This is a genomic window from Brevundimonas denitrificans (genome assembly GCF_030160755.1).
Taxonomy (GTDB): Bacteria; Pseudomonadota; Alphaproteobacteria; order Caulobacterales; family Caulobacteraceae; genus Brevundimonas; species Brevundimonas denitrificans.
This window is the reverse complement of record NZ_BSOY01000005.1, coordinates 35208-55337: the sequence shown is the minus strand read 5'-3', so window position 1 is coordinate 55337 and position 20130 is coordinate 35208. Positions and strand designations below refer to the sequence as shown.

Annotated in this window: 16 protein-coding genes; 11 read left to right on the top strand and 5 right to left on the bottom strand. The window is 61.7% G+C overall.

What is annotated here, in order from left to right:
* Positions 1-254 precede the first annotated feature (254 nt).
* From QQJ79_RS02260 to QQJ79_RS02235, 6 genes are all read left to right on the top strand, one after another.
* Positions 255-827, top strand: coding sequence for a hypothetical protein (locus QQJ79_RS02260; protein ID WP_284220663.1), 573 nt, complete (start codon positions 255-257; stop codon positions 825-827).
* Between the two features lie 3 nt (positions 828-830).
* The gene (locus tag QQJ79_RS02255; protein ID WP_284220662.1) at positions 831-2117 is read left to right on the top strand and encodes a DNA phosphorothioation-associated DGQHR protein 1; all 1287 of its coding nucleotides are present in this window, start codon (positions 831-833) and stop codon (positions 2115-2117) included.
* A 282-nt stretch (positions 2118-2399) separates the two neighbouring features.
* On the top strand, positions 2400-2558 hold the full coding sequence (locus QQJ79_RS02250; RefSeq protein ID WP_284220661.1) for a hypothetical protein: 159 nt from the start codon (positions 2400-2402) through the stop codon (positions 2556-2558).
* Position 2559: 1 nt separating this feature from the next.
* A complete protein-coding gene (locus QQJ79_RS02245; protein ID WP_284220660.1) occupies positions 2560-4581 on the top strand; it encodes an AAA family ATPase in 2022 nt (673 codons plus the stop codon).
* Positions 4581-5045 carry a hypothetical protein gene (locus tag QQJ79_RS02240; RefSeq protein WP_284220659.1) on the top strand — a complete coding sequence of 155 codons (465 nt, stop codon included), beginning with the start codon at positions 4581-4583 and terminating at the stop codon, positions 5043-5045. The genes QQJ79_RS02245 and QQJ79_RS02240 overlap by 1 nt, the downstream gene beginning before the upstream one ends.
* Before the next feature lie 2 nt (positions 5046-5047).
* Entirely contained in the window at positions 5048-7183 is a 2136-nt protein-coding gene (locus tag QQJ79_RS02235) for a DEAD/DEAH box helicase family protein (protein WP_284220658.1), read from the top strand.
* A gap of 36 nt (positions 7184-7219) precedes the next feature.
* On the opposite strand, the gene QQJ79_RS02230 is transcribed toward QQJ79_RS02235, so the two are convergent.
* Positions 7220-8359, bottom strand: a complete 1140-nt coding sequence (locus QQJ79_RS02230; protein WP_284220657.1) for an aminotransferase class V-fold PLP-dependent enzyme — start codon at positions 8357-8359, stop codon at positions 7220-7222.
* A 40-nt stretch (positions 8360-8399) separates the two neighbouring features.
* Between QQJ79_RS02230 and dndB the strand changes: the two genes are divergently transcribed.
* The 5 genes from dndB to QQJ79_RS02205 are packed head-to-tail and all read left to right on the top strand — an operon-like array spanning position 8400 to position 14051.
* A complete protein-coding gene (gene dndB, locus QQJ79_RS02225) occupies positions 8400-9560 on the top strand; it encodes a DNA sulfur modification protein DndB (RefSeq protein WP_284220656.1) in 1161 nt (386 codons plus the stop codon).
* Entirely contained in the window at positions 9544-11115 is a 1572-nt protein-coding gene (dndC, locus tag QQJ79_RS02220) for a DNA phosphorothioation system sulfurtransferase DndC (protein ID WP_284220653.1), read from the top strand. Before dndB ends, dndC begins: the two co-directional genes overlap by 17 nt.
* Positions 11112-13112, top strand: coding sequence for a DNA sulfur modification protein DndD (gene dndD, locus QQJ79_RS02215; RefSeq protein ID WP_284220652.1), 2001 nt, complete (start codon positions 11112-11114; stop codon positions 13110-13112). Before dndC ends, dndD begins: the two co-directional genes overlap by 4 nt.
* A complete protein-coding gene (dndE, locus tag QQJ79_RS02210) occupies positions 13112-13507 on the top strand; it encodes a DNA sulfur modification protein DndE (RefSeq protein WP_284220651.1) in 396 nt (131 codons plus the stop codon). Before dndD ends, dndE begins: the two co-directional genes overlap by 1 nt.
* 1 nt (position 13508) lies before the next feature.
* A complete protein-coding gene (locus QQJ79_RS02205; protein ID WP_284220650.1) occupies positions 13509-14051 on the top strand; it encodes a D-Ala-D-Ala carboxypeptidase family metallohydrolase in 543 nt (180 codons plus the stop codon).
* On the opposite strand, the gene QQJ79_RS02200 is transcribed toward QQJ79_RS02205, so the two are convergent.
* From QQJ79_RS02200 to QQJ79_RS02185, 4 genes are all read right to left on the bottom strand, one after another.
* Positions 14017-15816, bottom strand: coding sequence for a DNA phosphorothioation-associated putative methyltransferase (locus QQJ79_RS02200; RefSeq protein WP_284220648.1), 1800 nt, complete (start codon positions 15814-15816; stop codon positions 14017-14019). The two genes, QQJ79_RS02205 and QQJ79_RS02200, sit on opposite strands and share 35 nt — an antisense overlap.
* A 387-nt stretch (positions 15817-16203) precedes the next feature.
* Positions 16204-17661, bottom strand: a complete 1458-nt coding sequence (locus tag QQJ79_RS02195; RefSeq protein WP_284220646.1) for a DUF2779 domain-containing protein — start codon at positions 17659-17661, stop codon at positions 16204-16206.
* A gap of 340 nt (positions 17662-18001) precedes the next feature.
* The gene (locus QQJ79_RS02190; RefSeq protein ID WP_284220645.1) at positions 18002-18607 is read right to left on the bottom strand and encodes a hypothetical protein; all 606 of its coding nucleotides are present in this window, start codon (positions 18605-18607) and stop codon (positions 18002-18004) included.
* Positions 18608-18719: 112 nt separating this feature from the next.
* Positions 18720-20024, bottom strand: a complete 1305-nt coding sequence (locus QQJ79_RS02185; protein WP_284220643.1) for a hypothetical protein — start codon at positions 20022-20024, stop codon at positions 18720-18722.
* Positions 20025-20130 lie beyond the last annotated feature (106 nt).

Below are 20130 nucleotides of genomic sequence, written 5' to 3'. Positions count from 1 at the left end.
AAAGCCTAGCTTCCCCAGTGACGTTGCGGGTGAGCCGCAACTTCTAATCCCGGCCAACCTTTGCATAGCGCCGTCCAATATTACCAAGCCTTCTCGAATGCAGGAAGGCAGGACCCGGCGGCGACTCCACCTGCTCAAGAGGCCACAAGCTCACCGAGTAGCGCACAACACGCCTCGGTCGCGACGTTGCGACCGTCCAGGCGGCGTGCTTGATAGCAGCGGGGCGCGCCACTTGCGCGCGAGGGAGCACCGAATTGGCAGACGCGGCGATCATTCCGGAGAAGCAGGGCGATTGGCCCTACCTGATTGAACAACTCGGCAAGCGTACGGTTGGCCCGATCAAGAGCTTTCCCTTCGTAGTGTATGTTTTGATCGGCATCGTCTTGTTCGGCGGACTGGGGATCTGGGCGGAACTCTTACGCTTGACCGTCGCCCAAACACCCCCAGCTGTCACAGGAGCGATCCCAGTTCCCCCAGCCCTCACAGGGGTGATCACAGCCATTCTCACATTTTTTCCAACGTTGATTGGATCCACGAGTCTCCAGCTCATCCTCAGCTCCGCCAATACTAGCGACAAGGTGATGATAGCTTTCGCGATCATGATCCTGTTCCTTTTTCTCACTGCAGCGATTCTGCTGCCGTTCTTCGCCGGCTCCTACCCGTTGGAGGTGCTCGCAGCCGGGATTGCCTCATCCCTCGCCGCGATCTGGGTGTGGTGGATTACGAATGGCTCAGATTCCATATTTCAAACTCATCACGTCGCCGCTCCGTCAGGCGGCGACCTCAATCAAGCGCTCAAGGGCGGTTTTGACGATTTGAAGACCTGATCGATGGCTACCTTCCCTTTCGAGACGTCAGTACTTCGCGTCGACCAGCCCTTAGGCTCGTTCTTCGTCGCCGTCCTTCCTGCGGATTTGTTGTTACAGGTTGCATCTAGCGATGTGATGACAGCAACTTTTAATCCGGTCGGCGGCGGATACACGCTCTCGGGCACACAGCGCGCTTTGCAGGACAAGCGTATCGCGCAAATCGCCGACTATATCGATCGCGTCGATGCCGCCTTTCCAAACGCCATAATCCTGGCCGCCAACCATAACAGCGCCGTGGGGCTGGACCAGGACGAGGTCGACGACCTCGAAGCGGATGAACAGACCGAGGCAGGTTCAGCGACCCAAGACACTCAAGCAAAAGGCGCTGGCCGACCGCCGAACCTTTCAACCGCGGCGGCTCAAAGTTCAGACTGGACTATCGAGCCAGATGGAGCGGGCCTCAAACTAACTATTCCGACAAAAGAAAAGCTCGCAGCCATCATCGACGGACAACATCGTCTATTTTCCTTCACCAAGGCGGATCCTGAGCGTCTCGAGATGCAGCTCTTGTGCGCTATTTACCTTGATCTTCCAAAGCCGCTACAGGCCCAGCTTTTCGCCACAATCAACTCGACCCAAAAGCCTGTTGATAGAAGCCTGACGTATGAGTTGTTCGGCTATAATGTCGACGAAGAAAAAGTGGATTTCTGGACCCCTGACAAACTAGCTGTATTCCTGACACGCAAGCTTGGAACCGAAGCTTCTTCACCTCTCCGCAGCCGTATCGTTGTCGCGCCCAAAAAGGACGCCCGGCTCGAAGAACTGGCTCAAAAAGCGACTTGGAGGGTATCGACGGCGGTTGTGGTTGACGGCATCTTACGCCTCATCTCCACCAATCCTAAGCGCGACAACAATGCGATGCTCACGCCATCGTCCCGCAGGAGAGCCGTCCTCGCAGATGGACCAAGGGACAAAGCGCCTCTGCGAGCGTACTATATTGATGGCAAGGACGCGCTCATTCACAAGCTGGTGGAGAACTATCTGATCGCCTGCCGAGAGACTTGGTGGGGAGACGCCAAAGATGGTTCCTTCATTTTCAAGACTGTTGGCTTGCAAGCTCAGTTCGATATCCTGCGTTTGCTCATCCCAAATGCGCTAGACGCAGGGGACGTGAGCAGCGCCTATTTTGAGCATCGACTGGAGCCAGCCAAAAAGATCGACTTCGCGGCTGACCGTTTTCGAAACGCCTCGGGTTCCGGGCGCTCGATCATCCGGCGGGCGATCGGCGGGGAACTTGGACTTCTATGATCTGGCGGCAGGCGATCGTCTGCTGATCCATAGGAAGCGGGCTTCGACGGGGCGAACCCGCACCTCTCCACTGGCCGCGGAGTCGAACGGAGAATGGGCCGTCAGCGACTATCCGAGGCCGGCGGACGATGCGCGCTAACGCGTCAGGTCGCGTTGACCGCGCACGGTAACGTTCGCGACAAGGTAAATCATTTCGAAGAAGCGTAGGCCTGCTTCGGGGCAATCCGGTTGTGCACACGGCGGAGTTGACTGCTAGGGTAGTGCTCCAAGGGGAGGCCCGATATGAAACCAGAAGAGCTTGAGGCCATGCTGGAGAAGGTGATGCGCGTGGAGCGCCTCTTCTCGAGCGAGCGAAAGAATCAGCAGAGCGAGCGGCGCAGCCGCGTGCGCCAGGTCATTGAAGAGACCGCCGCCGCGAAGCTCGACGGAGACACCGTCTGATATGCAGCTGAGCTATATCAAACTGAAAAACTTTCGGCAGTTTTACGATGAGCAAGTCATCGAGTTCGCCAGTGACCCCGACCGCAATGTGACGGTCATCCACGCGGAGAACGGCGTAGGCAAAACGACACTGTTGAACGCTATTCTCTGGGCCTTCTACGAAGAAACGACCAGCCGGTTCGAGCACAAGGACAAAATTCTCAACTTCGAAGCCGCGCGCGAAGGACTGTCGGCGGCGGCGGTCTCGGTCGGCTTTGAGCATGAAAAGACCGAATATGTGGTCCAGCGGCACCTCCAGATGATAGGTGATCGCTTGACCACCAAGGCGGTCGCCCAGAAGGTCGAGGGCGGTGTAACCCTCCCCATCCCCGCAACCGAGACGTTCATCAGCTCTGTTCTGCCGAGCGAAATGGCGCGCTATTTCTTCTTCGACGGAGAACATGCCGAAGCCTTCGCTGCCCAAGGCAATCAGAAAGTCGTCGCCAAAGCAGTCCGGTCGATGTTGGGCTGTGAAGTTGCCGACACCGCCATCGCCGACCTCAAAGCCGTAGCATCCGATTTTAACCGTGAGGCGGGCCAAGCGCCGGGCAACGCTGAGCTGGAACGGCTCCAAGCAGAAACGGCCCGAGCTGAAGAGGCTATCGCTAATGGTGAGGCGGAAATTGAGCGTCTCAATAAAGAAGTCGAGGCTTGGGAGCATCAGCTCGACACGATTGAAACCTATTTGCGCAACGCTGAAGGAGCCAAAGAGACGCAGAAGATGCGGGATCGCACCGCTGATGATCTCAGACAGGCGAATTCAGACATCAAAGCCGCCGACGACGACATCCTAAAGTGGATGGGCTCCAAGGCGATCAATCTTGTCGCCCGAAGGGCCTCGGAGCTTACCCTAGAGTTCATTGATGAAGCGAGCCTGAGAGGAAAGCTTCCAGAGCCCTACAATCAAACCTTCATTCAAGGCCTTCTGGATGCGAAGCTTTGCATCTGCGACCGGTGCCTTGAGCCCGGGTCAGAGCAGTTCGCGGCGGTTTTGGAGCTAACCAAGACCGCAGCCAGCGCCGAAACATTGAAGCGTGTGGTACGCGCCCGATCTCGGGTAAACCAGTTCAAGGAGACCTCAGCAGACGCCGCGCGAGCCCTGCACGACATCCAAGCCAAGTCCGGGGTCATGCACCAGCGTCGCATGCGGTTGGAACAGGCATTAGGCGAACTCGACAAGAAGATGGCTGAGATCCCGAGCCAGGAAATCGCCGAACGCGAGGCGGCGCGGGTCGCTCTTAAGCGTAAGATCGGTGAAGCCCATCGCGAAATGGGCTCCGCGGACAATCGCCTCAAACAGGCGGAGCGCGCACTGGCGGACTCCGAGAAAAGAACCCAAGCGCTCGTCGGTCAAAGCGCACGCGCACAGCGCTTCTATGCACGCCGCGACCTGGCCCGGCGCGGTCAGGAGATGCTTCAGGTGATGCTGGGGGATTATGAGACGAGTGCACGGGAACAAGTGCAAGGCAGCATAAATAAGGTCCTCAACGAGGTCGCTCGCCGGGACTATCGTTTCCGCTTTGGGGACGACTTCTCGATGGAGCTGCTCTACCCGGATAACCATCCTGTTCCGCGCAGCGGTGGCGAGAACCAGCTGATGAGCTTGGCATTCACCTCGGCTCTCATTGAGTACAGTCGGCTTCGAAGCGGGGCTAGCGGGGAGATCTTGTCGCCCGGAGTGGTCGCCCCTCTGGTTCTGGATTCCCCATTCGGTCAGCTCGACGCGAAATACCGGGAGGCCACGGCCAAGTTCATCACCAAGATGGCGTCTCAGGTCATCCTCCTCGTATCCAGCAGCCAAGGCGACCAGACGGTGATGAAGGCGCTCGAGCCCTATATCGGCGCAGAGTACGTCTTGGTGTCGGAGAATAGAGGTGATCGTGGCGAGAAGCCGGACGATCAGATCGTGCTGCGGGACAAGCAATATTTTGCATCGCTTTACAACCAGCCGCGCACACTGACGCGCATTGAACGGGTTCACTGATGCGCTCGGTTAAGTGGCTGAAAACGCATGAGGCGCTGGTCCGGCAGTTCGCCGAGACAGCTCACCCGGCTAGCAAAAAATCTATCTTCCCTACGATGCGCGAGCTCATCTGCTTTGCGGCCATGCTGGGTTTTGAGAAGGACGCCTTCGTACCGCCAAAGGGCGACATGCTCGAGATTGACTATCGGATCTGGCAGAACAGCGAACTGGCGCTGGACCTGCTCTTTTTGATTCCATTGGCTCACCGAAAGTCCGCCGAGATTCTACGCGAGGACGCCGAAGACGAGATGACAGAGATATTCGAGGGTTATGCAAATGGGGGACTGGAGATCATGAAGGGATGGTTGAATGAGAAGCCTGACGATCTTAACGGCGACCGTGCTTTCCTCGCCGCCATGCAGAAATACGGCTTCTTGAAGCCGGAGCACCGCGCTGATGAAGTGTTGGCCGACGTCGAGTTCTAGGCGTGCTTCGCGATCTTCCTCTCAAGGCAGTCTATCGTTCGGAAACTGACAGCCTGCTCGAGGATTTCTACATCCCCGCGCTCAGCCAAGCGGTCACCTACGATCGCGCAGTCGGCTATTTCTCCGCAGGCATGATCTCATATGCGGCGCAGGGGTTGAGCGCCTTCATCGGCAATGAAGGCAAGATGCGTTTGGTAATCGGCGGCGAGTTGGCCGCCGAGGACGTAGACGCAATGCGGGAAGGCTATGAGACGCGAAAGCTTTCCGAACGCTATGGTGATGTAATCAGCCAAGCCCTGGGGGAAGTTTCCGACGGGCTGTTTCAACGGCGCCTGGAGGCCCTGTCCTACCTGATCGCGACCGGTCGTTTGGACGTCAAGCTCGCCCTGAAGCGACGCGGCATGTACCATGAAAAGATTGGAATCCTGCGCGACCGCACCGGCGACGGGGTCGTCTTCCAAGGCTCAGCCAACGAGACGGCAAATGCGCTCGTTCCCGACTTCAATTTCGAGTCAGTAAACGTCTTCAAGACTTGGCGGACGGAATACGAAGAACATTTCCGACCTTATATCGATGGGTTCGAGCGGCTTTGGGACAACAAGGCCCGAGACACCATCGTGCTCGACTTCCCCGAGGCCGCCCGTGACCGCCTAGTAAGAATTGCAAGCCAAGCGCGATTCCCAACTCCGGAGATCGAGATTGACCTCTGGCGTAAGCACTACCGGCCGACGGACAATGCGCCCGACTTCGAAGCGCCTCGCCTGCCAGTCACCTTCGGGGGCGCACCGTTCTCGATCATGGACCACCAGAGATCGGCCCTTCAGAAGTGGAAGGCTGCGGGGCTAAGCGGCGTCTTGGCTTTGGCCACCGGCGCCGGCAAGACCATTACATCAATCTATGGAGCGGTTCGGCTTTTCGAGCAGACCCAACGCCTATTCCTGATCGTTGCGGTTCCTTATCAGAACCTCGCTGATCAATGGGTCGACACCTTGGCAGAGTTCAACATCACCCCGCTGCGTTGTTACGCCAATGCCGCGGACTGGACTGATGAGATGAGCCGGCTCGTAATGCTTTTTGAGACTCACGCGCTCAACTTCGCATGCATCGTCGTGGTCAACCGCACGCTTCAGGGCGAGCGGTTCCAGCAGATGCTAGCGCAGATCCCCGGCGAACATCTGATGTGGGTCGGAGATGAATGCCACCATCACGCCAGCCCAGGTCTCAGGGCAGCCCTACCAGAGCAAGCCAAGATGCGTTTGGGTTTATCGGCTACGCCCGAGCACTATCTTGATCCCGACGTGACGGAACGCCTACTCAGCTACTACGGCGACATCGTCGACACTTATACTTTGGCCGATGCGCTTCGGGACAAAGTACTAACGCCCTACGACTATCATGTAGTACTAGTAGATCTAACCGACGACGAGGTTGAGGAATATCGCAGACTAAGCGATCAGCTATCCAAGCTCATGGCCCAGGCTGGAGGTAAGGACCCGGAATCCTCGTCAGACGACCGGATCAAGATCTTGTTGATGAAGCGCGCACGACTACTTGGTGCCGCCGCTAACAAAATGCCCGCCCTACGCAAGCTGCTTGCTGACCAGCCCCCCCAAAAGATGAGCCTTTTCTATTGCGGCGACGGCCGAACCGAGGACGAGGACAGCGGCTTGCCGATGCGCCAGATCGAACTGGCGTCCCAAGAGCTTCATGGGCTGGGGTGGTCGAATGCTCAGTTTACCTCGCGCGAAAGCCGGGCCGCCCGGATCGAGATCTTGGATCATTTCCGGCTCGGTCTTGTCGACGCTTTGGTCGCTATCCGGTGTTTGGATGAAGGAATCGATGTGCCGGCTTGCCGCACGGCCTACATCTTGGCCAGTAGTCGGAATCCAAAGCAGTTCATCCAGCGGCGGGGACGAATTCTCCGCCGCGCGCCGAGCAAGGAGTATGCGCGGATCTACGACTTCGTCGTGAGGATTCCCGACGACTCTGCTGACGATTCACCAATGGAGCGACAACTGATGATCAATGAACTGAAGCGGGTCGCCGAGTTCGCACGGTTGGCGCGCAATTCTGCTGACGCGCTTGATGCCCTCGAACCCATCCTTGAGCGCTACGATCTGCACCATCACCTTGTCTAGGCTCTGGGCACTGGATCGCCGGGCCATTCAAGACCGCTAACATTCCGACTGAAGTGAAGACACCCGAGCGGCGATTTCCGCCCAAGGCACCATTGGCGTAAGCGGCCCCCACGACAGCCTCACGGTGGCCGCGACACGATCGGCACTCAGCGCCATGTTCGTGAGGACATGGGAGGCTTCGTAATTTGCCGAAGTGCATGCGGACCCGTTGGAGATCGCAATCAGGTCCTTCAAGCTGAGCATCAAGGCCTCGGAATCAACGCCTCGAAATGCCACGCTCAGTATATGAGCCAAGCGCGGCTCATCTATCCCGTTGATATCGAAGTCCAGGGCGCCGAACGCTTCGAGGGCTTCGCGTCTGAGCTCCTCACATCGCTGTAGCCGTTTGTCGTGGTCTCGCAGGCAGAGCTGTGCCGCCACTCCAAAGCCGACCAAGAGTGGGACGGGAGCAGTACCCGGACGCAAACCTCGCTCCTGACCCCCGCCATAGATCAGCGGCTCGAGCGGCGCACGGGCGTATCCCCGCCGGCGCGAGATCAGAGCCCCAACACCTTTGGGCCCGAAGATTTTATGGGCGCTAACAGCGATCAAATCGATTCGCGGATGACGAAGGGGGACGAGGTCTTTGCCGTAGCCTTGGGCGGCGTCCACGTGAAAGATCGCATGATGGTCAGCAAGTCCGTCGGCCACCGCATCTATCGGCTGCAGGACGCCGGTCTCATTATTCGCCTGCATCACCGATACGAGAAGCGTGTCTTCTCGCACAGCTTCCAGCACGCTCGAGGCCGAGATCCGGCCGCTCGGACCGACTGGTAGATAGGTCACCTCAAAGCCCCGGCTCTGCAGGACACAGAGAGGCTCAAGCACAGCCTTATGTTCGATGGCGGTCGTGACGATATGGCGTTTCCCCGTACGGGTCCCTTCTGCAGCCATGCCAAGCAGAGCGAGATTATTTGCCTCCGTAGCTCCCGACGTAAAAATCACATCGGCGGGGTCGGCGGCGACGACGCTGGCTACGGCTGCCCGGGCGGCTTGCACTGCCTGCTTAGCTCTTGAACCGAATTCATGCGTTCGGCTTCCCGCGTTGCCGAAGTCATCGTCGAGAGCCTTCACTACCGCCTCACGTACCTCGGGAGCCAAAGGGGTTGTTGCGGCGTGGTCGAGATACAGGGGCACCGGGGCTCTCCAAAACCGACGAAAGTGATGAATCAGGACCGTGTTTGAACTTGACCTGTTTGTCATTCTTGATGACATACAGTTTGTGATCAACCTCTCAGTGGCCCCGATGGACGAGGCGTTTCAATACATATTTCCTGCAATCCGCGGCGTGCAGGCCAAGCGAGAATATTATGTCTCGATGTGTCCGCTCAGGCTGATTCCAAAGATCTTTTTGTTCGATGAGGAAGAGTTGACGCCAGCACTGCGGGCCCAACGCACGCTGAACAAGGCGCGCGTTCCAGAGATGGCGCGTTATCTGACGGATCATGAAGACAGCTATGTCTTCTCCGCTCTCACGGCGTCAGTCGACGCCGAGCTATCGTTCGAATCGACTGCAGAAAACCCGAGTCTGGGCATCTTGCGGATCGGCATGGCTGGCAAGTTCATCATCAACGATGGACAACACCGGAGAGCCGCCATTGAAGCGGCGCTTAAAACCAACCCCGCTTTGGGCGACGAAAGCATCGCTGTTGTATTCTTTAGTGATATCGGTCTGACGCGCTCCCAGCAGATGTTCGCTGACCTGAACCGATACGCGATCCGCCCTTCGACTTCGATCTCGATCTTGTACGATCATCGCGACACCGAAGCGGAGCTGGTTAGGCGTCTCGTGGCGGAAGCCCTGCCGTTTCGCGACCTTGTTGAAACCGAGAAGAGCACCCTGTCGCCGCGGGCTCGGCGGCTGTTCACAATGAGCGCGCTCTACCAAGCGACCAACGCTCTCTTGGCCGAATGTGAGAGCGAGTCCTTTGAAGAGCGTCTGGCCAAGGCGCGATCGTTCTGGGAGGCGGTCGCCCATCAGCTGCCAGAGTGGGAACAGGTCCGACGAGGAAGGCTGGCGTCCGGCGAGGTGCGCCAAGATCTCATCCACTCACATGGCGTGGTTCTGCAGGCCATCGGGAAGGTGGGCGCCGCATTGCTGCGCGAGGCGCCGACCGACTGGCGCGAGCGCATCCACCGACTCTCCGATATCGACTGGTCGCGCAGCAACCCGGATTGGTCTGGCCGGGCCGTCGTGCGCGGCAAGCTGTCAAAGAAGACCCAGAACGTCACCTTGACGGCCAACTACATCAAGCAGCGTCTGACCCTGCCCCTCTCCCCCGAGGACCAGCGGATCGAGGACGCCTTCCTTCGAGGCGAGTATGAGCGAACCGAGTAAGACGATCCGGCCGTCGGCCTTCAGCGAGAAAGGGTTCCGCCCGGCCGTGGCGGAGCTGCTCGGCAGCATCCAGGACCTCTACCTGGCAGACCAGATCCCTTGGGTCGTCGGTTACAGCGGCGGCAAGGATTCGACCGCGATCCTGCAACTGGTCTGGCTTGCGCTCGCACAGTTACCAAAGGGCGTGGCCCGAAAGCCGGTGCACGTCATCTCGACCGACACCCTGGTCGAAAACCCCGTCGTGGCCGCCTGGGTCGACCGCTCCCATGAGGTGATGGGCGAGGCTGCCCGGGTTCGGGACTTGCCGATCACGCCGCACAAGCTGACGCCAGACGTCCGCAATACCTTCTGGGTCAATCTGATCGGGCGTGGCTATCCGGCGCCGCGCCCCAAATTCCGGTGGTGCACCGAGCGGATGAAGATCAAGCCGGCCGATGAGTTCATCTCGGACGTCGTCAAGCAGAACGGCGAAGCCATCGTCGTTCTGGGCACGCGCAAGGCCGAAAGCACCGTGCGGGCGGCGCGTATGAACGCCAATGACGAAGGCAAGGTGCGGGCAAACCTGAGTTCCCATGGGTCGCTGCCCAACGCCTTCATCTACAGCCCTATCGCCGACTGGTCGAACGACGACGTCTGGCTCTTCCTCATGCAGGTGAAGAACCCGTGGGGGTACGACAACAAGGCCCTGCTCAATATGTATCAGGGCGCCTCCCAGGACGCGGAATGTCCGATCGTCTTGGACACCTCCACGCCGAGCTGCGGCGACAGCCGCTTCGGATGCTGGGTCTGCACCCTGGTGGAGAAGGACAAGTCCATGTCCGCCATGATCCAGAATGACGAGGAGAAGGAGTGGATGGCGCCGCTTCTAGCCCTTCGCGACGCCTTGGACGAGCCGGATCATGACAAACGCGACTTCCGGCGGATGGGCGGCCATGTCCAGCTGATCAACCAGACCGACCGCCCCGTCCCAGGGCCCTATACCCAAGCCACGCGCGAGGACTGGCTGCGGCGTTTGCTCGCCGCCCAAGAGGTCGTGCGCAACCACCCCAAGGCACCGCCCGAAGTGCGCGGCATCATGCTGATCCAGCCCGAGGAGCTGGCGGAAATCCGGCGGCTCTGGGTGGTCGAAAAATACGAACTCGAGGACTCGCTGCCCGGCATCCATGAGGAGATAACGGGGCGTCCGTTCGCTGGTGGCAAGCTGGACGACGCCCAGCCCTTTGGTGATCCCGAGATGAAGATCCTCAAGCGGCTGACGGAGGGCGATCCCGTCCATTTCGAGCTGATGCGCGAACTGCTCGAGGTCGAGCGCAGCTACCGGACGACTTCGCGCCGGGCCAAGCTGTTCGACCGCCTCGAGGACGCCTTCAAGCGCGGCTTCTATGACGACGCGGAAGACGCCGCCGACCGGGCGATGCGGCGGAGGGATCTCGATGAGCTGGTCAATGAAGTCGTGGCGCCGGGGACGGACTTCCGCAGCGTGGCCGACACCCTGCAGGTTGAACTGGCGTCGCCCCGATCGGGCGCAGCTTCTAACGCGCGGGCGCGGCCATGATCCTCGACGAACTGGTTCTGCATGATTTCGGCGTCTACCGTGGTCGCCAGGTCTTCACCCTGACGCCCGAAGCGGCTGATCGCCCCGTGGTCCTGATCGGGGCTCAGAATGGGGCCGGCAAGACAACCTTTCTCGAGGGGCTTCAGCTGGCGCTTTATGGCCGGCTCTCCCAAGCGGGCCTCAGGGGTGCCGGGGGCTACGAAGCCTATCTGCAGGGTGCCATCCACCGTCGGGCCTCGCCTCAAGAAGGGGCCAGTCTCGAGCTGAACTTCCGCCGGACGGTCGCGGGGTGTGAGCGGCGATATGGCGTTAGACGCAGCTGGACAGCGCACAAGTCCGGCGTGAAGGAGCATTTCGAGGTCTTGGTTGACGGCCAGTTTGATCGGGTGCTGACGCAGCACTGGTCGGAGTTCGGCGAGGAGATGCTGCCGCCACGCATTGCGCCTCTGTTCTTCTTCGACGGTGAGAAGATCGAACAGTTCGCCGACCTCAAACGCTCAGCCGAGATCGTGGGGGTCGCCGTCAAGGCGCTGCTCGGACTCGATATAGTCGAACGCCTCGAGCTCGACCTGGATGTTCTTGAACGCCGCAAACTGGCCGAGCAGGCCAAACTCGACGTGCGCGCCGAGCTGGCGGCGGCGGAAGCGGACGTTGACGCCGCGAGCGAACGACAGCGCACGCACTATGAGGCGGTCGCCGGCGTGCGCATGCGCCGGGACCGATGCGCTTCCTCCGTAGCCAAGTCGAGGGCGGATCTCCGGCGACAGGGCGGCGATCTTTTCTCATCCCGTCAGACCCTCGCGGATCAAAAGGCCCGGCTGGAGACGGAGCTGGAGGCCGCCCGCAAGGATATGCGCAGCTGGGCCGGCGATGTCGCGCCGCTGTTGCTGGTTCAGGACCTGACGCAAGAGGTCGTCGGACAGGCGCGGGCCGAGGCCGACACGGAATCGATGCGGATCATTCTGCACCATCTCGAGGGTCGTGATCGGAGCCTGCTGTCCTGGCTCCAAGGCGCTGGAGGCTCCGTCGACATGGTCGCCGAGGCCCACGCCTATCTGGACGCCGACCGCGCCAGTCTGGCCGAGCGAAGCGCGGGCGACGCCTGGATCGACCTGTCTCCCATGGCCCGGCTCGGCCTGGAGACCCTAGTCGAGAGCGGACTGGCCGAAAGTCTGACTGAACGCGACCGGTTGCTGGCCCGTCTGGATGGGCTGGAAGCCCAGAAGGACGACCTCGACCGCCAGCTCGCGGCCGTGCCCGCGCCGGAGACGATCGAACCGCTCGTGGCGGCGCTCGAGCAGGATGAGGCGGACCTGATCGAATGCGAGGCAGAACTGCTCGTCGCGGTACGAGCGCACGAGACGGCCGAGCGAGAGGTCGCGGCGGCTCGCGCCAGATATCAGTCGCGCCTCAATCAGCAAGTTCGCCTCGGTCTGGCCCAGGAAGACGCGAACCGGATTGTTCGACACTCGGCCAAGGCCCGGGCCACATTGAAGGCATTCAAACAGGAAGTGGTCAGCCACCACGTCCATCGCCTGGAGCGGTTCATTCTCGAAGCTCTGGGGGAGCTGATGAGAAAGTCGGACCTGATCACCGATGTCCGCATCGATCCCAAGAGCTTCGCCATCGAGCTTCGCGACGGAGGCTGGGGCGTTCTGTCGCCGGATCAGCTTTCGGCCGGGGAGCGCCAGCTTCTCGCGGTGGCCTTGCTGTGGGCGCTGGCCAAGGCCTCCGGTCAGGCGGCGCCGACTGTGATTGACACTCCTCTCGGCCGTCTGGACTCTCAGCACCGCAGCCGTCTGGTTGACCGATATTTCCCGTTTGCGGGCGATCAGGTGATCCTGCTGTCGACGGACGAAGAGATCGACGGCCCGCTCTATGAGCGGCTCAAACCTTTCCTGTCGCGCACCTTTACGATCCGCTACGACGCCGCGGCCGGGGGCAGCGTCGTCGAGCCGGGTTACGCCTTCGCCAACGCCGCGATGGAGGCCGCCTGATGGCGATCGAGACCGTAAGGATCGACGAGCAGGGCCGCGAACAGCTCATCCGGCTGAAGCGCCACACCGGGGTCGAAACATGGAACGTGCTCTGTCGGTGGGCCTTCTGCGCCTCTCTGGCAGAGCCGACCCGGCCTCCCATGCGGTTGTTCAAGGGCGAAGCCGCCGTGGAGATCGCTTGGCGCGTCTTCGGCGGGAGCCATCACGAACTGTATCTGGCCTTGCTCAAGCAACGTTGCCTGCGGGACAATCTGCCGATCGACGACACCACCCTGCACGAACAGTTCCGACTGCACGTGCACAGGGGACTGGGCTATCTGGCGGCGGACCGGACTATCCGCTCCGTCGCGGGCCTGGCCCGCAAGGTCGACGAGCGGAAGGCGGAGGCGGCCTAGCGTGACCGCTCGCCCGCTGGATGCGGCGGCGAGCCGCCATTTCACCTACCGGGACTTGTGCGAATGCAGCGAAGCCTGGCGCCGGACCCGCGTCGACAACCAGCCCAGGTCAGAAGAAACCTACCGCGCCATGGAGGCCCTGGCGCGGGAGGTGCTCGATCCCCTCGTCGAGCGGTTTGGAAGGGTGACGCTGACCTATGGATTCGCCTCCCCTGCCCTAGCCCGCGTCATCGGCCGCGGGGTGGCACCGCAGCTGGACCAGCACGCCGGCCACGAGCGCAACCGCGCTGGCCGATGGATCTGTCCGCGCCTCGGCCAAGCGGTGGACCTGTTCGTACCCGCAACGTCCAGCCGGGACGTCGCCTGCTTCATCGTCGATGAGACGCCGTTTGATCGACTCTACCTCTACGGCGCGGAACGCCCTATCCATGTCAGCCATGGTCCCGACCATTCGCGGGCAGTGACCTTGGTGGACCGGAGCGGACTTCGTCCCCTTCCGCGTCGCCTCACTAGGCGATCTCTTGCAGATCTTTGGCCGGGATGATCCGCCAACCGTCTTGAACAAGACCGGCCTGAGAGAGTGCCGCTTCGATCTCCCCGGACCGGGCTCGAAACTGGGAACCAACCAGCCCTGACGAGGCAAGAGCGGCGTCAAAGGCGAGTTGGTTCGCAAAGGTCCGGTGATCCCGCCCCAGAAACCGCCCTTTGCCGACCATCCGCTGATCCTCCTCCTCGTGATCAAAGACGTCGATCCGTTGCCGACGCAGATCGATCTTCACCCGCGTTTTCAGGCGCGGAAGGGGCGAGGTTGAGAAGTCGGAGAAGGCCAAGGCGGTGAGCTTGCCGGTGTCCAGATGGACCTTGAACAGCTCGGCCTGCTCAAGGCCGCCGAAATACCGTTCCGCGCAGCCGATGAAGCAACGAAGAATGGCAGGAAGCCGTCTGACATTTTCCGCGGAGACCCACAGAGCCGTGTCGACCATGACAGCGTCGCCGCTCGCCACCGATGCCTTGGCGGCGTCCTTCAGGCATCCGATGTCGGCGAGGCTGAACAGCAACCTCCGACCGGCTTCCAACCCGGCCGCATGGCCCCCGAAAAGGGCCTTGACGTCACGCTGGAGCCGGATCGGCAGCGTCCGATAAGCAATACGGCGATTGAACAGATTGAGCGCGAAATAGACCGACAGGTCCTCTCGACGCGCCTCGGCGGCAAGAACCATGGCGGTGTCATCAACTTGGCTCTGAGCCAGCCGAAGAACCGTTGGGTAGCCGACCCCGGCCGCCTTGATCCGAACCCTAACGTCGTCGTCCACCTCGTCCGCAAACGGCCACCGTCCCAACTCCAGGACCAAGTCAACGATCCGGTCGAGCTCGCCCCCGAGGGCCTCTTTGCGCGCATTGAGCCTGTCCTCGCGGAGGGCGGTGCTCCAGACCGTCGGACGCCGCCGGTCCTGACGGCGAAGTAGAAACGCCTGTTCAGCTTCCGCGTCCTTAAAGACAAAAAAGACGCCCGGGGAGACAGCGAAGGCTTCTCGTTCCAAGACCTGTTCGACCAACGTCTTGACCTCTTCGGCCGTGAAGAACCTCTGGAAGGTTCCGAGCCGCGTGAGGACGCCGTCCCCGTAGGGTCGCCCGGTCAACCAACGCGCGGCGTTGGGCTGGATCACCGCTATGGCCAAGCAGCGGCCGGCGAGGGCAAAGGCGTGTCGCAGCGCCTCGAGGCGCTCTTGCGGGCGCTCGATCACATTCAGCACGAAGCCGAGGTTGACGATGTCAGCAGGCTTCAGCTCGGCGTTCGGCTCGAAATAGGGATCCCAGCCAGACGCCTGCACGTCCAAGTCTCGCAGGCCGCGAATGTCAGAGCCTCGCCCGCAACCATAGTCGAAGACCGTCACCCCCGACTTGATCAGCCCATGCGTCAGCAAGGCCTGAACCGGCGCGGAAAGACCGTCCCGGTGGATCGCCGCCCGGTGACGATGGATGGTCGGTCCATCCGCCGCATCCAGTTGAACCAGGTCGTGGTCTTCCACCCGGACCCCGGCCAGCGCCAACCGGGTCTGCCAGGGTCCCCGGGTTCCGATCCCGGCGGCATCGTCGAGCAGACCCAGCGTCTCCAAGGCGCGGGTCAGCCCGAGATAGAGCTCAAAATCGGGATGGTCCCTACCGACCAATAGTTCCTTGCGGTGCAGGATCGGGGGATTGGCTCGCTCCCGATAGGAGCGCGCCGACACCGAGCCGCTTCCCAGATCGACGGTCAAGCTTTCCAGCAGGATGGGAAAGGCCGAGCTGAAATCCTCATAGGTGAGCAATGAAACCCGCTGCGGCCGGTCTCGACGGACCTTCACAACGTTCCAAGTGTCGCAACCAGCATGCAGTTCGGCTTCCCGCAGACACGCCATCAGATCTGGTGCGAGCCTGCCTTCTACGCAACGGTGATAGTAGGACGCTTGGCCAACATGTTTGCCCAAACGGGCTTCCGGGTTGCTAAGGCGGCGCATCGCCGGCGACGGTAACACGACATGCATGACCTAGGAGGAAGTCAGCCCTGCTGCGTTCTCGGAATCCTGTATCCTCGACCTTGTTCACCACCGGCACTTGGCAAGATTTGACGACGGACGCCAGCAACCCAACAAGGCCACCGTGATCCGGTGCAGCTGGTGTGCTGCAGGAGTCTCAATCGCGTCGCATCCCGCCCCTCAATCTGCACACAGCCGCCGCGCCAGCACGACCATCGCCCATGTGTCTCGCTCGCAGTAGGCAAGCAGACCGCGTTCCAGCTGAGTCCGCCGCACTTCATCCGCGCCGCCCGTGATCTCGCGCCAGGCCGCCTGGGCCTGCTCCCCGTCCTTCACCTGCAGACCGCCATAGTCGAGCTCAGGCGCAATGGTCGGCAGGACCGCCTTGATCGACCAGCTGCCGCGCTGGTCGCGATGATACCAGGCCGCTCGGGTGGCAGGCAGGAGATCGACGAGGCGATCCGCCATCGCCGACAGCGGCGGCGCCAGGTCCGGGAAGGCAACGGCCAGCTCGCGGATCCGGCTCCGTTCAAAGCTCGCGCTATAGGCGATGACCGCACCGGCCTCAGGCACCGCGTCGATCAAGGCCTGCGCGCAGGCGCGGCGGGGATCTTCTCCGTCGAGACTAAGGAAGGCCCGGTGCTCGATCCCGCCGTCCTGCTGTTCGACATGGACGGAGAACTGGAACGGGATCTGCTGATAGGGCCGGGTTCCGATCCAGCGCGGGACTGCAAAGGCAATGGTTTCAAAATCCAGCCAAGCCCGGGGAAAGGCCCAGTCGCCGATCGCGGCGCGGGCCGCATCGACATCGTGGAAGGTCACGCCGCTCAGCGTCGCTTCATACACCCGCCGATGGACGGGATTGGTCAGCGCCGCCTCGGGGACCGCAAGCAGATCATGGACCCCGACGTCGAGCCAGCGCCGCCCGCCGCCATTCGGCAGGATAGTCACCGGCCATGCCGGCGGCTCGGGTAGACCCCGGTTGCAGTGGTCGGAGAACGGACAAGGATGGGGCGAGACGCAGTGATCGCCCGGCGCAATGGCGGGATCCGGCCCAGTCAGAACCGCCCGCGCAGCCTCGATCACCGTCGGTCGCTCAGCCACCAGCACCTCGATGTCCGCGAGGCATTCATGGTCCGCCAATAGCCCTTCGAACCGCCCCGGTTCTGTCAGCAAGAATCGGTTGTCGATATGGCGGATTGTGGCGCTGCCGATCGGGACGCCAGCCTGACGCGCGACCCACACTTGGGTGGCCAGATCGGCCCGGTAGTGCGGTTTGGTGGAGGTTGAGCTCTTGACCTCAGCGACCCGCCAACCGCCGTCGGCCATCGGCTCAAGTACGTCGATGCGGATCAGCACGCCCTCGTGCTCGAAGGTGGCCTCGAACACCGGCCGATCTATGGCGGCGAACCATGCCCGCGTAGCCACCAGCGCAGCCTCCAGGTCGGGGTCCGCGTCGACCAGTACCCCCTCTGGCGCCAAAGACCGGGCGACGGCCCCAACTTCACGGCCCGTATCGAAGCGGGCTTGGGCGCTGTCGTCCGTCACAGCGGAGTCGGGCTGGTGAACCGCGAGCCAGAGTCTGCGGGCGCACTGTTCGAAGGCGGCGATCTGCGATTTCGAAAGGCCAGGCCGCATCGGCGGCGCCGACGTCGTCACCCCTCGCCCCGTCGGTCACCGCAGGCTGCGCCGAACGGGGCGCGCCAGTGCCCCAAAGGCGCCACCACGCCTCCGCCGCAGACGTTGCTTCCCTGAAGACGTCCCATCCGTCTCTCCCTCGCGTCACCTTACACGGGATGAGTGCGTCACAAACGGTCACATCGGCGACCGCCGAGGGAGACATCACGCGTGCCCACCACATCTTAACCGTCCGGCCCTGCACGCAATGTTCCCGTCCCGTTCCCGAAATGCGCATAATCGGCAATCCTCGAAGCCATCCGCCGTCGCCGGCATTTCGCGCGCCTCCCGGCTAGCAGGTCTATGCTCGCGGCCGGATCAGCTTCTGGCCTTCATTCACCGCGTCCATCACGCCGCCGCCGAGCCTAATGTCCAGTATGAGCATGAGGTCGGTGAGGTCGGCATACTGGACGGACAGGCCCAACTTGCGGTTCCTCTCGATCTGCTCGTCGACAGAGTGCCGGTCAATCGCCCAGCCCTCAGCAAAGGCGCTGCTGGAATTCGCAGCGCGTGATGTGGGCGTGAGGCGTACAAAGTCAAACCCCTTGGCCGCCGCAAGTCGCCTGTTCATCGCATGGCTGAGAACCAGGCCATCGAGTTCGGTATCCGGAAAAGCCCGCTGGTAGGCCCGGCGGTAGCGGCCATAGGTCCGGTGAACCCAAACCTGGAGAGGTTGGTGCAGCATATCCGCTCCGGGCTGTTCCCAGATTGGTAGCCGCGGATCGGCGGGGAGCGGCGGATGCGCCCGAACGAGAAATGCCCTTCGCGTGCCTGCGCCGGACAGGGTCTCGGAGATCACTCCAACATGCCTCTCGATCGCCAGTTCATCGATAGCCGCAATCGGAACGCGCAGAGACTCGGGAAGCCCGTAACGACGAACGCGATCACTGGCGACGAGATCGATCATGGCCAAGCATAGCAGAACCGCCAGTCTGTCTGGGAGAGTTCAAGTGGCCGCTCGAGAGCGGACCGGCGGCCCTGCCTTCGCGCTTTGCGCATGAGCGGCGATACGGGCGGGTCTAGCCGCTAGGGATACCCAGCCTGGCCCAGAGCGGTTCGAGCGCCGCGTCGGCTCCTCGTTTGAAGGCTGGGTCTTCAGACAACCTTTGCCGATAGCGGTTCACCGCGACTGTAACGATCTCGCCCTCCCGCTCGATCGAGGCGGACCGCATCGCTTGGCGTCGTGCGGCCATCGGCTCCCCCTTCAGTTCGTCGTCGGGCAGGTAGGGCTTGACGCCGGTATTGATGCGGCAGCCGCCGATCTCGACGATAACGTCGCCTTCACGCCAGCGATTGCCGGATGTCACGCTGGTTCGGCGCGCGCCGCCTAGGAAGACGCGGACGGTCGGCGTCGCCAGACCGAGAGTCAGCAGACGCGTGCTGATCGCGTTGGATGTCCGACGACAGAAGCGCCATTCGAGCTCCTCCCAGCGCTCTTCCACCGACATCGCGTTACGATCGCCGGCGCGCAGGCGCGCGCGTTCAGCGAAAACCCGATTGCAGCGATTACGGTTGAAAATCACCTCCCGCGCATGGCGCGTCGCCGGCCCGGACTTGCCGGTGGTGTGCACGGATTGGCCATAGGCGCGCAGCAGCAACAGGTTGGCCACGTGGTCAGCTTCAAAGTCCGAATCCTCTCGCGCGAGGCCGCGAAACTGGTGGTAGTTGTCCGTCGTGATCCCTTGGAGGACCCTGTGGGTGAAGTTGTGCCAGAAGTTCTTCACTAGGTAGTTCGTGGCGCAATGTCGCACGAACGCCGGGTCATCGGCGCCACCCCGATAGGCCTGCAGGCCCAAGGCTTCGCTAGAACCCGCCGGCCTGTGGAGTTGGCGATAGCCCCAGTCCAGGAACGGTGCCGGCACCTTGAATACGGCGAGGCGGATCTTCGAGCGGGCGCGGAAATCGACGTCGCAATAGAAGAAATTCTCCGCTTGGTACTGATCGTCGTCCGCCGTGTGGCTATCACGCGCCATCTCGTTGAAAGCAATCAGTTGCCGGTCCCAGCCGCGCTTTTCGAAGCGTGCGGCGAGATCCTCGTCGCTGCAGCTGAGATCGACCGACCGCCAAGGGTGAGGCTCGAGGCGGTTGATCGTGACCGCGACCCGCCGCAAGGCGTTTCGGAAACACATTCGATACCAGTCCGGTGTCGGGGCGCTCTGATCCACTGGCCAAGCCGCGTCTTCCATGATGCCTCCCCGGAACGACGATATGTTCATCCGGACAGCACCACTGCGCAACCCGCGATGGACCCTCCCGATGCCGATCAAAGCCTTGGCGGATGCAGCAATATCGTTGCTGAGATCAACCCGGCCGGCGTGAATCACCGCCTCCTACCGACAATTCGCAGATTGAAGCGCATCAGTGTTGTTCGCCTACGGCTCGCACAATTGTGGCTCTGGGTCGCGTGGCCTAGGTTGGCCGGGGGCGGAC